The sequence below is a fragment of the Romboutsia timonensis genome (assembly GCF_900106845.1).
Taxonomy (GTDB): Bacteria; Bacillota; Clostridia; order Peptostreptococcales; family Peptostreptococcaceae; genus Romboutsia; species Romboutsia timonensis.
This window is the reverse complement of sequence record NZ_LT629850.1, coordinates 772257-789630: the sequence shown is the minus strand read 5'-3', so window position 1 is coordinate 789630 and position 17374 is coordinate 772257. Positions and strand designations below refer to the sequence as shown.

The 17374-nt window shown below is 26.6% G+C and carries 15 protein-coding genes; 4 read left to right on the top strand and 11 right to left on the bottom strand.

The window, feature by feature from the left end:
• Window positions 1–2 precede the first annotated feature (2 nt).
• Window positions 3–950: an alpha/beta hydrolase gene (locus BN7997_RS06360; protein ID WP_071120007.1), complete on the top strand. Its 948-nt coding sequence runs from the start codon at window positions 3–5 to the stop codon at window positions 948–950.
• Window positions 951–1016: 66 nt separating this feature from the next.
• Here the strand turns inward: BN7997_RS06360 and BN7997_RS06355 are convergent, their stop codons facing one another.
• The 5 genes from BN7997_RS06355 to BN7997_RS06335 form a co-directional block, all read right to left on the bottom strand.
• Entirely contained in the window at window positions 1017–1661 is a 645-nt protein-coding gene (locus tag BN7997_RS06355) for a tetratricopeptide repeat protein (protein ID WP_071120006.1), read from the bottom strand.
• A gap of 489 nt (window positions 1662–2150) precedes the next feature.
• A complete protein-coding gene (locus BN7997_RS06350; protein ID WP_071120005.1) occupies window positions 2151–3401 on the bottom strand; it encodes a cation:proton antiporter in 1251 nt (416 codons plus the stop codon).
• 208 nt (window positions 3402–3609) lie between these two features.
• Entirely contained in the window at window positions 3610–4221 is a 612-nt protein-coding gene (locus BN7997_RS06345; protein WP_242873392.1) for a hypothetical protein, read from the bottom strand.
• Window positions 4222–4473: 252 nt separating this feature from the next.
• Entirely contained in the window at window positions 4474–6117 is a 1644-nt protein-coding gene (locus tag BN7997_RS06340) for a hypothetical protein (protein ID WP_071120004.1), read from the bottom strand.
• Between the two features lie 96 nt (window positions 6118–6213).
• Window positions 6214–6780 carry a hypothetical protein gene (locus tag BN7997_RS06335; RefSeq protein WP_071120003.1) on the bottom strand — a complete coding sequence of 189 codons (567 nt, stop codon included), beginning with the start codon at window positions 6778–6780 and terminating at the stop codon, window positions 6214–6216.
• 448 nt (window positions 6781–7228) lie between these two features.
• Between BN7997_RS06335 and BN7997_RS06330 the strand changes: the two genes are divergently transcribed.
• The gene (locus BN7997_RS06330) at window positions 7229–8893 is read left to right on the top strand and encodes a glutamine--tRNA ligase/YqeY domain fusion protein (protein WP_071120002.1); all 1665 of its coding nucleotides are present in this window, start codon (window positions 7229–7231) and stop codon (window positions 8891–8893) included.
• Window positions 8894–8952: 59 nt separating this feature from the next.
• Here the strand turns inward: BN7997_RS06330 and BN7997_RS06325 are convergent, their stop codons facing one another.
• The 5 genes from BN7997_RS06325 to BN7997_RS06305 form a co-directional block, all read right to left on the bottom strand.
• Window positions 8953–9846: a YegS/Rv2252/BmrU family lipid kinase gene (locus BN7997_RS06325; RefSeq protein ID WP_071120001.1), complete on the bottom strand. Its 894-nt coding sequence runs from the start codon at window positions 9844–9846 to the stop codon at window positions 8953–8955.
• An 84-nt stretch (window positions 9847–9930) separates the two neighbouring features.
• Window positions 9931–10572 carry a lactate utilization protein gene (locus BN7997_RS06320; RefSeq protein ID WP_071120000.1) on the bottom strand — a complete coding sequence of 214 codons (642 nt, stop codon included), beginning with the start codon at window positions 10570–10572 and terminating at the stop codon, window positions 9931–9933.
• A gap of 56 nt (window positions 10573–10628) precedes the next feature.
• Complete coding sequence (locus BN7997_RS06315) at window positions 10629–11912, bottom strand: 4Fe-4S dicluster domain-containing protein (protein WP_071119999.1); 1284 nt, start codon at window positions 11910–11912, stop codon at window positions 10629–10631.
• Window positions 11913–12016: 104 nt separating this feature from the next.
• Window positions 12017–13621 (bottom strand): hypothetical protein, encoded by a 1605-nt coding sequence (locus BN7997_RS06310; protein ID WP_071119998.1) that lies wholly within the window; start codon window positions 13619–13621, stop codon window positions 12017–12019.
• A 130-nt stretch (window positions 13622–13751) separates the two neighbouring features.
• On the bottom strand, window positions 13752–14714 hold the full coding sequence (locus tag BN7997_RS06305) for a hypothetical protein (protein WP_071119997.1): 963 nt from the start codon (window positions 14712–14714) through the stop codon (window positions 13752–13754).
• 181 nt (window positions 14715–14895) lie between these two features.
• Between BN7997_RS06305 and BN7997_RS06300 the strand changes: the two genes are divergently transcribed.
• The gene (locus tag BN7997_RS06300; protein ID WP_071119996.1) at window positions 14896–15894 is read left to right on the top strand and encodes a hypothetical protein; all 999 of its coding nucleotides are present in this window, start codon (window positions 14896–14898) and stop codon (window positions 15892–15894) included.
• Window positions 15895–15948: 54 nt separating this feature from the next.
• Here BN7997_RS06300 and BN7997_RS06295 read toward each other — a convergent pair whose 3' ends face one another.
• Window positions 15949–16512: a hypothetical protein gene (locus BN7997_RS06295; RefSeq protein ID WP_071119995.1), complete on the bottom strand. Its 564-nt coding sequence runs from the start codon at window positions 16510–16512 to the stop codon at window positions 15949–15951.
• A 337-nt stretch (window positions 16513–16849) separates the two neighbouring features.
• Between BN7997_RS06295 and BN7997_RS06290 the strand changes: the two genes are divergently transcribed.
• Window positions 16850–17182 (top strand): Thoeris anti-defense Tad2 family protein, encoded by a 333-nt coding sequence (locus tag BN7997_RS06290; RefSeq protein ID WP_071119994.1) that lies wholly within the window; start codon window positions 16850–16852, stop codon window positions 17180–17182.
• Window positions 17183–17374: the final 192 nt, after the last annotated feature.

The following is a 17374-nucleotide window of genomic DNA, read 5'->3' as shown; positions in this document are numbered from 1 at the left end:
CCATGAACAAAAAGAAAAAAATAATACTAACGATTTCTATATTACTATTAGTAGTAATTTTAGGTGTAGGTGGATTAGTAGGTAACTATTTTTATAACCTAGCACTAAATCCTTTCACTTCAAAGGATATGATTTTTGGCGACGATGATGATGATACTTCTCTAGAGGTAGAAGCTGATGTTAACTGGCTTATAAAAGATTCTAATTATATAGATACATATATAACTTCATCTGACAATTTAAAATTACATGCATACGAAGTAAAAAATGAAAATAAAACTGATAAATGGGCTATTGTAGTACATGGATATACAAGTGAAGGAAAATTATTAAGTTCTAAAGCTAAGCATTTATACAATATGGGATATAATGTATTAGTTCCAGATTTAAGAAGTCACGGAACTAGTGAAGGAAACTATATTGGTATGGGATGGCATGATAGACTTGATATAATTGGTTGGATTAATTATATAGTTAAAAATAATCCAAACTCTGAAATAGCTCTTCATGGAACGTCTATGGGATCTGCTACTGTTTTAATGGTATCTGGAGAAAAGCTACCATCTAATGTAAAGGCTATTGTTGCTGATTGTGGATATACATCAGTTTATGATGAATTTAGCTATCAACTTAAGCAATTATTTAATTTACCAGCCTTTCCTATTATGAATTTTTCAGATGTTGTTACACATATAAGAGCTGGATATTGCTTAAATGATGCTTCAGCTATAAATCAAGTAAAAAAATCAACAACTCCAATATTATATCTTCATGGAGATAAGGATGATTTTGTTCCATATTATATGATGGATGAACTGTATAATGCAACTAATTCAGAAAAAGAAAAGCTAACTATAGAGGGTGGAGAACATGCTAACTCAGATTTAGTTAATCCTAAGCTTTACTGGTCAACAGTTAATAGTTTCCTTGAAAAATACATTGAAAATTAATACGATATAAAAAATAGTGCATCTTTTAATAGATGCACTATTTTTATATATTAAACTAATTAAATTTTACACTTGTGGCTGTTGTTGTGGTTGATGAACTTGTCCAGGTTGACTTTGTTGATTACTTGGAGTTTGAATTACATCCCCAGTATTTTCTTGACTAGTACCATCTTGAGTATTTCCTGATTGATTATTTTGTTGATTATTTTCTTCCTCTTGAGTTGCTTGTTCTTCTTCCTCTTTTATTGCTTCTTGTTTTTGGTTTTCCTTTATTGCATCTTGTTCTAATTTATACTGACCTTGACTTGATGCATCTTTTGCATTTTCTTTTCTTTCTTCTTGTGCTTTTTTATATTCTTCATTTAACTTTATAAGCTCTTTTTTCTTTTTAGATGCTTCATTTTTTATATCTGATGAACCACCTTTTAAATTTTCTATAGCCTCTAAACATGCTATAGCCTTATCATAATTTTTCTTTTCTTCATATTCAGCTGCATCTTTCATTTTTACAGCTTGTATATACATACTTCTTGCATTTTCATTTGTGCTATCTGCAGTTAAAGCCTGAGATAAAAGTTCTTGTGCTTTTGTATATTCATGTTTTTCTAAAGCTAACTTACCTTCATTAAGCAATTCATCTTTTTTAAATGCTGAACATCCTGTAAAAAGTATTGTTATAATCATAATTATTAATATATTCTTATATTTCATAAAATACCTCCATATATAAATTTTATCATATTTTTTAGTTTAATGGAGAAAAATGTAGTTTTTTAGATAAACTCCTTAATTATTATAGTATATTTAATATTCCCTGTAAAATTAATATTATTTAACTATATATTAATGTAATTATTTAAGTAAAAATGTCAACTTAGTATATTTTAAATTACTGTTAGTGATAATAAAAAATTCGCTTCGCTCATGTCGCCAACGACTTCGTCCGTTGCTCAAAATCTTTTTTACGCTCAAAACCAGTTGATTGATATTACTTACATTCAGAAGTTATCCACATTTTTTTAAATATTATAATATCCTTAAGCGTAAAAAAATAATATAATCATTATTTTTTATCTTAAATCTAAAAATGAGTATCTGTAGAAGTAATTTTACAGATACTCATTTTTAATTTTAAGTAATATTTTAAAATAGTAATAAGTCTATATTCTTTATAATAAAATTAAATTTTAAACAAATACTCTAACCTATATTTTCATCTTCTAATACATCCAACTTTTGTGCAACTATCTTAGTAGTACTAGCTTGTACTAAAAGAGTTATTATTATGGTCATAAACACAACTGATGAAATAACTTCATATCCAGGTACTTTTGTAGATACTATAATACCAGAAAGTGCTGCAGGTATTACACCAGTCTCTCTTACCCACATCATAAATAATTTTTCATTTTTAGACCAAGATGCTTTTCTATCAAATAATGTACAAACTAACACTACTATTGGTCTAGCTACAAACATAAGTACCAGGACTATTATTACTGATTTTAATCCATATTTTAATAAGCTATTTAAGTCTAAATGAGTTCCTAATATTATAAATATAGACATTCTTGCTAAAGTTGCAATATTTTCTCTAAAATGAAGTCCTGCTACATAATTTTCATCAGGTACCCATAGACCAAATTTTTTCTTATTCCCTGCTACAAGGCCAGAAACGAATACAGACATATATCCACTTCCACCTAGTCTTTCTGATATTTCATATGCAAATACAACTATAACTATAGATATTATAGGAGCATAGTCATGAAATATCCCATACCTTTTATCTGATGATAAAGATACACCTATCAAAGCTACTATTGTACCAACTAAAACACCAATAAGTATCATAAATATTAATTCTAATGATATTGATAATAATCCACTACTTTTACTTAAAGTTATACTTGTAAGTATAGATGTAAATAATATTGCTCCAAATGCATCATTAAATGCAGATTCACTAATTACAGTTTGCTTTAATCTATTTTTAATAGGTATTTTTTTAAATACTGGTATAAGGGCTGCTGGGTCAGTAGATGCTATAGTTGCACCTAATAATAAACTTGGACCTGGTGGTAACTTAAATACATAATAAGTAGTTAAGCCAACTATTGCTGCAGTAATAAACACGCCTAAAGAAGCAAGTAATCCTACACTTACTTTAACTTCATTTAATACCTTAAACTTTATCTCTCTACCACCTTCATATAATATAAAAGCAGATCCAAAAGTTAATATTATTTCATTTACTACAGGAAATGAATCTATATTTACCAGATTTAAAAATACAGGACCAAATAATACTCCTAAAATTAAATATATTACAACATCTGGTATATTTAATTTTTCTCCAATCCATCCTCCTATTACTCCAAGTACACCGATAGACGACATTATAAGCACTAGTTCATTAGCACTTATTGCAGCTGTGTTCATCTCTCCCATATACTCACCTCACATAGATTTTATTTAAATATTAATATTATAATTTACATTTTTTTAATATTTATGTTATAAAATCTATAAAGCAAATCTCATTTTAAGTTAGTTCTTAAATTAATCTTTAAAATAATAAAATCTATAATTATTATTATAAGAATAATTATAGATTTTATTATTTTAGAAATTTTACCTATCTATTTAAAAGTGAAACTTATATTACCTTAAAAAGTTTACTTAAGTTTATATCAACAAAGTCTATATCTAAATCTAATTTATCTGGGACTTTTATATCTTTGTTATTTTTAGTTACTACTAATATTTTAGGAACTTCAAAGAATGGTATAGTTGATTTTTCTATTTTTTCTTCAATCTTATCATACTTAAATATATTGAAATTTTCATCTAAGTTTATATCAACTAAGATTTGTTTTATATCATTATAATTGTCCACATACTCTACAAATAAATCATATGTTAAGTTATCTACTTTAACATTTCTATAAAAACGTCTTACTTTATATCCTCCAGTTTCAAGCTTTATGGCTAACTCTGAACCAAGTACTACTTTAAGTAGCTCTTTGCCTTTATACATTTTACTTCCATTTAAATAGTATATATAAGTATTCTCCCTATACCCGGAGTAATTTAGATTGCAAGGATATTTTCTTAAAGTATACTCATTACACATCTTTCTCAATGTCTTTTTAAATGGTTTTCTAGCATATCTTTTTCTTGTCCCAAAAAACTTTCCAACTTGTGATTCTGTTATACATCTAATCTTGCTAACTAGTATTAATATCTCTTTTTCTACTCCTACCATCATGTCAAAATCTCCTCGAAGTTATTATTTATTGGTTATAGTATCAATATATTAAACTAGTCCTTTAAAATTTACAGTTTTGATAAAAAAATTAGCTTCACTTAAGCTACTGCGTTGGCTAAGTATTTCAAAATCTTTTTTGTGTTAATATAAGTATATTGATATTACTTACACTTAAAATTTATAAACACTTTTTAATACTATAAATAACTTTAAACACAAAAAAATCGCATATAAAATGCGATTTTTAATTAATTATTGTTTAGTTGTATCTACTTCAACATTTAAAATATTTAAATTATCAAATTCATTTATATCAACTAATCCCTTTGCTTCTTTTTGATAAGATAACTTAACTTTATCTCCAACTTGAGTTAAAGGAAGCTCTGATGATACTTTAGACATTGCATTAAATATTCTTGAAGTATCAGTATCTATTGTTAAATAATAGAATGTATTACCACTTTGAACATCTTGATTTATTCTTGTTATAGTACCTTCTATAGTTTGCTGTGTTTCATCATTTTCAAGCTTTATAGAATTACCTTTTGATGCTAATGCTTCTCTATAGTTTCTTAAAGCTTCTTCTTTGTTTTCACCAAGACCTAATACACTATAATCTTCAACTGATACAAATGAAACCATTTTAACAAGACCTGCTTTATCCTTTAATGACATTACATATGTTGGTTTTCCAAGTATGTTATACATTACAGGGAAAGTAGCTTGATAGTTTTTCTCTTGTACTTTACCTTCAGCTGAAGTCATTGCTGCTGTTTCTGTAGCTCCAGGCTGTTTATAAAGCTTAGCTTCTTTAGTACGTGTATCAACTAACATAAATCCAATAGTTGATTCATCTCCACCTGCTGAAGTTATTCCAGTATACCAATATGCTTTTCCATCAGTTCCATATACTAAAGATGTACCTTCTGTTGCAACAAGTACTCCTTCTTCCGATATAACTGAGTTTAAGAATCCTTTAACATATAATCCCCAGTCATTTATCTGATCTACAACAAATGATTCAGGTTGTATTCTATCAATCCATTTTGGAGCATCTTTTATAGAATATCTTTTAGTTTCTCCAGTTGATGCATTAACAGTAGCTACTCCTATAGCATTTGCTCCACTATATCCTACTTTATGTTCATATAAAGTAGTTACCCAATATGGATTACCATCATCATCTATTTCAAATGTAAAATCTGTCATACCTGCATTTACAATTCCTTTTAAATACATATGTCTATGAAGGTCTTGTAAGAAGTATGCTTCTGGTTGATAAACTATTTTTACCGGCTTTTTATCTATCTCTTGAACTAATCTAACATCTTGAGGATTACTTGCCGATACCATTACATATCCATCAGTACCATCAAGTGATGTTATCCATTTTATTATATCTCTATGTACAAGTGGTGCAACCCAGTATAATTCTCCATTTACATTTTGTATATGAAACTGTCCAAGTTTAGCAACACTTCCAAGGGCTGGATCTTCACCAATTTTTTTATCTCCAAGTCTCATAGCCATATCTTCGTCAACTAAACGAATATCTGATACACTTACAGGACTTACATCTTTTGTAAATTTACTTTCTTTAACTTCACCTATTAAGTTTCTGTATGCTTTTGCATGTAATATTGGTGATGAAGTTATAAATGGTGCTACTATATTAAAAATTATTAATACAATAGCTATTCCAAAGTTATATTTTGCTAATTTAGATGTATGCTCGCCTCTATCTAGCATCATATCTAATATCCCAGCTATCCCAAAGAATATTATTAAAACTGAAATAAAAGATAAGAAATCTAGTCTTAATACTGGCAATTTAATAAAAGCATATATAGCTACTATAATAGCTGCTACTGCATAGCTCTGTATGAATCTTTTCATTTTGTACTCCTTTCACCCACAATTAGTTATTATTACTATTATATACATATTTTGTAAAAAAATAAACACCCCTTAAGTATTTAAGAGGTGTTTATTTTATATTTTTACAACGTCTCCAATATTATGAACTTTATCCTTTTCATAATAATTAGATAGTAATCCTTCATATTCTAACTCTAACTCATTTAAATCATAAAAATCATTTGGCCTAACTTGATGAGGCTCTTTATCTAATATATTTATCTCACTTCTTTTTAGCATATCTGCCACAAAGTGAGAACATACATATTTATAGTCTTTTTTTCTAGGTTTATTTACAGATAAGTATACAAGAGCTTTTACATCATATACATATTGTTTTCTATTAATACTAACATTATCTATATTCTCTTTTAACTTTTCATACTGTCTTTCTGTTACCATTAATGAGTACACTCTACACATAGTATTAGTTCTTATAGCGTATAACCCTTCATTTATATTTTCTTCTACAAATCCTGCAAATATTGGTGTTTTAGGATTTAATCTTCCAAAAGAATACATAGGCCTTAAATATTCATTTAAAGCTATAGATACATGTGCGTATGGGGTTTTACTTATATTTCTAATTAAGCAAGATAAAAGCGTACCTGTAAATGTAGTAACTATATATATCTTCTTCATAGTCTTCCCCCCTCTTTGATTTTTAGTACAACTAATTCATTATATCATATTATATATAAAATTACAACCTATTTATTTATGTTGTATTTATTCATAAATTAAATAGATTATTAATTTCTATTTGTAAGTCTATAATTATGATATTATTTTTTATTTTAATATTTTCTAAACCATTATATATTTATACTGACTTTCTATTATAATAATGTTACCGTTTGTTGTAAATGGTATTTATTTCCTAAAATATTATTTCCTTTTTCATTTTACAGTCATATTTTTTTAAAATTTGTACAATAATCTTAAATATAGTGTTTGTTAACTATTTTCTTATTAATATAGAGTAATTATGTCTTTATTTTTTATTAATCTTAGATTAAAATTAATAATATGTATTATAGTACCCTTTATGTACTATATAGAAATTTAATAAATTGAGAGGTATTATATAATGTCAAATGAAACTAATTCATCTAACTTTATAAAAAACATTGTTATAAATGATTTAGAAACAGGAAAACATGATAGCATTATAACTCGTTTTCCACCTGAACCAAATGGTTACTTACATATCGGACATGCCAAAAGTATATGCTTAAATTTTGGACTTGCGAAAGAATTTAACGGAAAAGTTAATTTAAGATTTGATGATACAAACCCATTAAAAGAAGATGTAGAATACGTAAATTCTATAAAAGAAGATGTTAAATGGTTAGGATTTGATTGGGACAACCTATACTTTGCATCTGACTACTTTGAAGAAATGTACAATAGAGCTGTTCTTTTAATAAAAAAAGGTAAAGCTTATGTATGTGACTTAACTTCTGAAGAAATGAGAGAATATCGTGGTACTTTAACTGAACCAGGTAAAGAAAGTCCTTACAGAAATAGATCGGTTGAAGAAAACTTAGAACTATTTGAAAAAATGAAAAACGGAGAATTTAAAGATGGAGAAAAAGTACTTAGAGCTAAAATAGATATGTCTTCTCCTAACATAAACTTTAGAGACCCTGTAATATATAGAATCGCTCATTCTACTCATCACAATACTGGAGATAAGTGGTGTATATACCCAATGTATGCATTTGCTCATCCACTAGAAGATGCTATAGAAAAAATAACTCACTCTATATGTACTTTAGAATTCGAAGACCAAAGACCTTTATATGATTGGGTTGTTAGAGAGTGTGAAATGGAAGCTACTCCAAGACAAATAGAGTTTGCTAGACTTAACCTTACAAACACTGTTATGAGTAAGAGAAAATTAAAGCAACTTGTTGATGAAGGAGTTACTGATGGATGGGATGACCCTCGTATGCCTACTATATCAGGATTTAGACGTAGAGGATATACTGCTGATGCTATACGTAAGTTCTGTTCAGAAATTGGTGTATCTAAAGCTGATTCAAAAGTTGATAGTCAAATGCTTGATTTCTTCGTAAGAGAAGACTTACAAACTAAAGCTCCTCTTGCTATGGGTATTTTAAATCCACTTAAGTTAGTTATAACTAACTACCCAGAAGGTCAAACAGAAATGATTGAACTTGAAAATAATGCAAAAGATGAAACTAAAGGAACTAGATTAGTACCATTTGGTAGAGAATTATATATCGAACAAGAAGACTTTATGGAAGAACCTATTAAGAAATACTTCAGATTATTCCCAGGAAATGAAGTTCGTTTAAAGGGAGCTTACTTTGTTAAGTGTACTGATGTTATAAAAGATGAAGACGGAAATGTAGTTGAAGTACATTGTACTTACGACCCAGAAACTAAGAGTGGTTCAGGATTTACAGGACGTAAAGTAAAATCTACTATACACTGGGTAGAAGCAAATACTGCTATTCCTTGTGAATTTAGATTATATGAGCCATTAATACTTGATGATGCTCCAGAAAATGAAGGAAAGCACTTCTTAGAGCAAATAAATCCAAACTCTATGGAAATATTACAAGGATTTGCTGAGCCTACTCAAATAAAAGATGCAAAACCATTAGATAAGTTCCAATTTGTAAGAAATGGATTCTTCTCTGTTGATACAAAATATACTACAGATGATAAATTAGTATTTAATAGAGTTGTACCATTAAAGAGCTCTTTCAAACCTGGAAAATAATATTTAATATATAAAAACCTACTAATTAATATTTTAGTAGGTTTTTTCTTTTATTTAATTTAACTATAATCCACACCTAATATTTCTAATCCACCTTCTATACATTTTATATCTAATGGAAAATCTGGACCCTTTTCACCATCAATATCTGTAGTTAATCCATCCTCACATTCAATATATATTTCCTTAGTTTTAAAGTATAATATATCATCCTCATTTAAATTATCTAAATGTTCTCCCTTTAATACATTTATAAATACTGGTATAGATTTTGGAATTGGCATATCTTTAAAAATAATTACATCTAAATATCCATCATCTAGTTTTGCTTTATATGCTAAATTTAAATTACCTGCAGTTTTTCCATTAAAAACTAACATAAGATACATATTTCCTTTATACTCTACTTCATCAGATTTTACTTTTATATTAAACGCTCTAAGATGAAGCGTTTCCTCTATCCCAGCTATATAATATGCTACTTTTCCCATATAATTTTTAAAATCAGGATTTATTTTTTGAGATACATCCGTAAACATACCTGCACTTGCTACATTTATAAAATACTTATCATTTATTTTTCCTATATCAAAATTTCTTGGATTAGAATTTATAATATTATCTACTGCTTTTTTTATATCAAATTCTAATCCAAGAGAGTGCGCAAAATCATTAGCTGTACCAACAGGAAGTATTCCAACTGGTAGGTTTATATTTAAATTTTTCATAGCATTTATTATTATATCTATTGTTCCATCTCCACCTGCTATTATTAAATGCTCATATGTATCATCTATATCTAAAAAGGCTTTATCTATACACTCATTTTTGTCTATTCTATATGGTATAAGTGTAATGTTATTTTTTTGATATATACTTATTATAAAATCTAAACTATTTACTATGGATTTTTCACCTGAATTTGGGTTGTATATAAGTTTTGCTTTTCTCATGAAACCTCCTTAAAACTTAACCTTTATGATATATATTAGATGTATAAAAGGATATACCTTTATTTTAGTATATCCTTTATTTTATTAATAACCAAGATTTTCATTTAAAAATATTACATGAATTCTATTTGCAGTTCTTTGTCTTTTTATAACTGTATACTCACAGCATATTCTATCTGTACTACTACAATCCATACAATATCCTTTTATTTTACATGGTGTATTAGTATCTAGTCTTTTAGCATTAGCAGGAGCACACATACTTTTATTACGCTCTACAGCTTCATTGATATTTTTTACTATTTTATTAACTCCAACTACTACTATAACTTTGTCTGGTCCATAAAGCATGGCTGCTACCCTATTTCCATTTCCATCTACATTATATAATTCTCCATCTTCTGTTATAGCATTAGTACTAGTAAAAAATACATCTGCACTAAAAGTCTTTCTGTATAACTCTTTTAAATCATCCTTAGTTAGATTTTCTTCATATCTATCTAGAAAATTAAATCTTTTACTTCTTAAATAATCTATAACACCTGCTTCAAATAATGTCATAGATCCTCCACAACTAACAGTATCCCCTTCATTTGTAAGTTCATCTATTATTTTAATAAGTTCATCTTTATTATTTGCAATATAACCCTTCATATTATTATTTTCTAATGATTTTATTGTATTTTTTATTTTAGTTTCATTTACCCAAGCTACATACTTATCCATAAATATTCTCCCACCTTAACATATTTTCATATTATTATAATATCATATCATTTCAATTAATTTGACTTTTTTCGTTCAGGTTTTTTTATACTAAGTAGTCTATCTAAATATGTTGACTTTAATTGTTCATTAGCTAAGGCTCTTTTAGCTGGTTCTAAACTTAATATACTAGATAAAACTGCACCCATAGCTCTATGGCTAGTTAAAGCTTCATTATCAAATATAAGATTTTGTAGCTGACCTTTTTCAATAGCCATTAATACTGCTCTATGAACAGAATTTGCTGGTGTTATTATTTTTTCCTTACGTTTTCTAAGTGTAATGCTTTTTTTATGGCAATTTCTAACGCACACTCCACACCCTAAACATCTATCATCATCGATTTTTACAACTTCTTTGTTATTTTCAACTGATTTACTTATAGCATCTATTGGACAAACCTTTATACACTTACCACAGTTTATACAAGAGTCATAATTTATCTGTGGTATAAAACTAGTTGTCTGAACTGGATTCATATTTCCAAATCGTTTTGCTGCTACTAATGCTTCACAACAACATCCGCAACAATTACATATAAATGTTACTCCACTTCTTACATTTTCTCCACATTGAACTAAGTTGTGTTCATAAGCCTGGTGAAGAAGTTCTTTACACTCCGATGCATCTACTCTTCTTGCAAAATTATTATTTATTAAAGAGTTTGCTGTATTGTTAAAAGTCATACATATATCCATAGGAGCATCACATGATTTTCCTACGTGACTCATTCTATGTCTACAGTAACACATACTTATACCGATATGTTTTGATTCTTCTATTATATGCGTTGCTCTTTCATAGTCTAGTATTGTAACTTCATTTTCATTAGTTAATACTTCTTCTTGAACATATACTCTTCCTAGCTTAGTATCTGTTGAATAGAATAGTTCTTTTATAAAATCTTCTTCTTCATTTATATATTGATAATAAAGCTCTGCTAAAAGTTTTTGATCTATGTCCTGTCTAGTTCTCATCATTGAAAACTCAAAAAAACCAGCCATTGGAGGAGGTAATATGTATTTTTTCCCCTTATTATCTTCTAAATCAAGTATCAAAGCTTTTTTAGCTAAATTATCTAATATTTTATATGCTTCACTTTGACTTACATTCCAAATATTTGCTGCATTTTTTAACCTAAAAGCTTTTATAGGAAGCTTAGCTACTAACCTTGCTTCTTCTTCTGTAAATAATATACTTAAAATTTGATACAAAGTTTTCGAAGGAGGAGCTCCTTGTGGAAATTTATTTATTCTTTCTTCTAGGCTTTTATAAGCATTTTTAGCCGTTATATGCGCCATAATATACACCTCCTATTTTTATTAAAATTATGTACATATAACTATTTATTTATAACAAAAAAAGACATCAAATATTTATGATGCCCTTATTATAATATTTTTAATTACTTATTTATAGAACTTATTTTATTTGTAGAATAGATAGTTAATTCTCCATCATCGTTAATCAACATAATTCCGTTTCTTACAAACTCTAAATTTCCTTTTATCTTTTCATTAATGCAACTTGCAAATTTCTGTTCTGTAACATATATGTCATTTACGGCATTTACACAATCTTTATTTAATTTAACATCATCTACAACTTCTCCATAATCTTTTAAGATATCTATAGATTCAATAACTTCAGTAGTTTCTATCCCTGATATATTTGACACAATATCATGTTTAATATCTTTTATATTGTTTATATATTCGCTTCCTTGCTTTGTAACTACCGAAATAGTATCTTCTTCATTAATTATATTATTTACAATTGTTTTTGTTGTTTTTAAAATATCATTTAGTGGTTTTATATATTCCTCTTTATATTTTGATACACTATTATCATAGGCAACATTTATTGAGTTTACAAATTCATCTTTTTCTATATTAATATTATTAATTACCTTATTTTCTATATTTTCACTTTCAATATTAGCTAATATATTTTTAGCTTCATTAGGAATTATAGTAAATGTTTCTAAACTTACTTTAAGCGGTTCAAATGTTCCATCATCTAATACAACTCCTATAAAACCATCCCCTGTTGGATCCATTCTTAAAGGCTTATCTTTTATTTCTTCATTATTTAAATAATTATTCATAGGTCCTATAATCATTAATTCTACAGTCTTTGGCTTTATTATTTGTTGATTTATATCTATATTTTTTATTACATTATCTACATAAGTAGGCTTTACATCTATAACTGATGTTGATTTATTTGGATTTAATTCCTTTACAACCTTTGTTTTTGATTGATTTGTAACTACATTACAATTTTTTGTATTAATATTAGACAATACACCTATTTTATTAGTTTTTATAGGTCTTGAAACTTCAACCTCTTCGCAATTAGAAGTTAATACTTTTTTCTTTTCTATTTTTACATCTTTTACTACATTCTTTTTTTCACTTGTTATATTTTCTACTACGCTTTTTTTATTTTTACCTAACTCTATATTTTCTAATGATTTTTTAGTATTTACATCTAAATCTGTATTATATTTTAGAACCTCTTCACTTTTTATATTTTCTATACTATTTATTTGGTTGTCATTTTTTATTGCATAATAATTTATGTTTTTTATATCTTTATAATTTCGTCTTATGTAATCCTCAATATTTTTGTCTTTTAGTTTATTTGAAAAAGCTCTAGAATATCCAGTATTAGGATCATATCTATAGTTATTTTCTTCATCTATAGTACTATCTTGTATCTCTTTTATTAATAATTTCTTAAAATTAGGATTGTCATTGTTATTTAATATCTTAACTTTAGTTATATTATCCATTGATATTGCTACGTTATCATTCATTATTATGTTCTTTTTAATTGCTAAGTTGCTATTATTCTCTTTATTTATTTGTATTTTATTAGTGTATCCATCTGTAGTTGTAATTTCTAAATCAACAGAAATTTTCTCCTTATTTGAAGATATATCTACTAATTCTTTAATAGTATTAAGTATCTTTTCTATTGATCTATTATTGTAATTTCTCTGCATTTATACACACTCCTTTACAACTAACTTTTATAGCTAAAATTATCCTCATTATATATATGTTTATTAATGCTATTTTATTACATAAATATAAGGCTCATTTTTTAATGAGCCTTATACCTACATATTATCATTATGCTTCACAGTTTGATGTAAACCCTCCATTAGTAGCTACTAATGTGTTAGGTGTTGTATAAACTGCAACTTCATCTTTAACTACTACGTATAATTTTTCAGTTACTAAAAGTGATGCAAATATATTAGCTGTAAATTCATATTCGCCTGCACTTTCGTTTAATTCTATAGTAGATTTAGGTGCTACACATGGTACTGATACACAAACATCAAACATTGATCTTAAATTTACTTTCCTTCTATCATCTGGTAAACATACTTGACCAAAGAAATCAACATCTTTAAATCCTAATCCCATCACACTATCAGTTAAGCCATCTACAAGATATTGAGCTCTAAAAGGTATACATCCTGCAGTACCATCTACTATAATATACAAATTACAAGAATCTGGAGTTATATCTGCTTGACATATTTTTCTAGCCCTACCATTTTCACAACAACCAGTTCCTTCACCACAAGTTATACTTCCACTATATTCAGTATATATATTTTCACATCCAGAAGTTCTACATGCTGAACATAGATCACTTACTAGTGTTATAGTCTGATTAAGACCTATTTCAGTTGGTATCTCTGCCGCATCTATTCCTAGGCAATCATATTTCAAAGTTATAGTTTTTATACATATATCTTTTCCTATTAAATTAGCTCTATCATTAGTACCTGCCCATATTATTTCAAATGTTTTATCTTTAGCACATCTTGTTTGTTCATTATCTAAATGTACATAGTCATATATTCTATCTATTAATGCAGGTATGCATTTTGCTTCTCTTATATCTGGACATCTAACAGTTTTTGGTTTGCAACATTGTTCTTTACATTGGCTTTCATTTTTTACAACCGTTGGGCCATCTTTGCATGTGCAGCATAAATTGTCTGGTTTACAAGGTTTATTGTATCTCGCCTCAGACTCTTTAACTTCTTCTATATCTTTATTGTCTTTTATTTCACTCATGCCTTCTATCCTCTCCTGTATTTATTTTGAAAAGATTATATTCTCTTCTTAATAAAATATATGATTTTATAAGATACATGTTACTAATTTAGATTCTCTATTTAATAATTTTTACTAATATATGTATAAATTTGCATATTTTAATATAAATATTAGTATAAAGATTTTTAGGAGGATAGTTATGTCTTTTATAGATAAAACAAATATAGTAATAAAAAAAAATAACAACGACTTATATTACTTTGACATAGATAAAGATATAGTATTAACTAAAATAAATAATAAAAATGATATTTTACTACCTAAAATTTTATTTACTGGGGACTATTCCTTTGTAGATATATGGCTAGATACAAATGAAAAAGACAATATCTATGGAATCATCAATGATAAAAAAGGAAAAATATTAAACTTAAATATAGAAGAAGATAATATCGATAAACATACTATGATAAAATATGATTATAAAAACTTTATAGTAAAGTTTCCATATACAAAACACATATCTAATATAAAACATACTATATATTACTCAATAAACAAAAGTATACCTCTTTTAGCAAATCTAATTCATATATATGAAGATGATAATATTTATGTAAAAAATACAATAGATTTTATAGACTATAATATTCTTAGTAACTTCGTTGTAGCCTACTCAAATAACAGACCTATTATATTTTACTTTAAGCTAGTCGATAAATTTGAAGAATTATTTGTATCTACCTTTAATTTAAATTCTCGTTCTTGGTCTAAGCCTATTCAAATTACTAAATCAAATAAGAATAAAATATATTTATCTGTTTTACAAGATGAAAACAGTAACTATCATATAGTATTTTCAGAAAACCACGATAACAAATATTATTGCAAATATGTCAATATCAGTTTAGAAAATAATTTTTTGAAAATAAATCAAGAGTCTATTATAAGTAAAGATGTTATGTGCTTATTTCCAAGTATAATAAAAGAAAATTCTACTATATATATACAGTGGGTTGAATACTTTGATTTGTACATTTGTAAATCATGTGATTATGGAATGAATTGGAGCAAACCTATAATGGATAAAAATATATCTAATCAACCATTTATAAGATATCAATACATTTCTGATAATATAACTTCAATATTTGCACCTAAAAACAATTTAAGTTTAAATTCTTTACCTATAAAATGAGGAGTATCTTATAAGATACTCCTCATTTTATAGATAAAGATTCTAAAATTTTTATTAGTTCATATTTTTATTGTTATTTTTAGATTCTATTTGAGCTTTAATAAGCTCTGATTGTCTTTTTAATTCATCTATTTTATATCTTATGGCATTTAACTTTGCTTCCATTGAATTTCTAGCCTTTTCTGTTTCAGCATTTCTCATACCTTCTTCAGTTTGTTCATACATCATCTCTAATGCATTTATCTTTTCATTTATTTTATCATATACCATTTGAGGATTATTATATAATGTTTCCCTTTTCTTATCTATCATAGATAATACTTTAAAATAAATAAATGTGATTATTATATTTACTATAATCTCAAATATGTCTGTGCTCATCCTATTAGTTATAGCTGTTACTCCTATAAACACAATTAAGTTGAATAAAAATAAGTTATTTAATATTTTTCTATTTTCAGTATGCTTTCCTTCTTCTTTATATTTCATAAATCTATAAGGTATAGATATTGTTAATATAGGCGCCAAAAATATTATCTTCATGTCTATAAGAGCGTATACAATACTTAGCATAGTAACTAAAGTCGTAGTTTTGCTCATTAAGTCTACTCGTCTCATATTATTCTCCTTAGTTTTTAAATATAAAAATTCTTTTTAATATAAAATGATATTATATATTTTATCATACCTTATAAATAAAATATATATTTTTATATCAAATTTTAATTTATAAGATGTACCATTATAAAAACATGGAAATCATTGATAAATATATATCAATTCAGTTTGTACACAAACATTTGTCCTAAAACATATAATAAAATATATATTAGTGATGGTATTTTTACCCTATTAAACAACCTTTTTAATCTAGACTTTGATAGTATTTTGTATCTCTTGCGTATACAAATGATAATATTATGAGATTAATTTAATTTATAGGAGGTAGGCATTTATGAAATGTTGTATGTGTGGATTTGAATTAGAATATAATTATTGTCATTTAGTTGATAGAGGTCTAGTATTTTGTTCTATTGAATGTTTTAAGGAAAACTATGATGAAAAATATGAAGGAACATTACCGGTAGAAAAACCTAAAATGACATTTGGAGATGCTATAACTAAATTAAAGGAAGGATATAAGGTAAGAAAAGTAGACTGGGATGAAAGTCATTATATTTATATGGATGAAGAAGGATATGTTAGAAGAAGAGATGGTACTAAGTATTTTATTAAGTTAAATAATGATGTATGGGAAGAATTCGAGAATGTCTATAGATTTGTGTAAATAAGATTTTTTATAATTTATATTACTGGAAATTTCAAATTCCAGTAATATTTTTTTATTTTTGAGAAATACTAATACTGGAATTCTTTACACAATTATTATGTGTTTAATTTAGTTATTTATACACTAAATTTTCCATAATTTCAAAAAAATTTATATTGTGTAAGAGTTAGGTATCCTTTCTCCAAACAT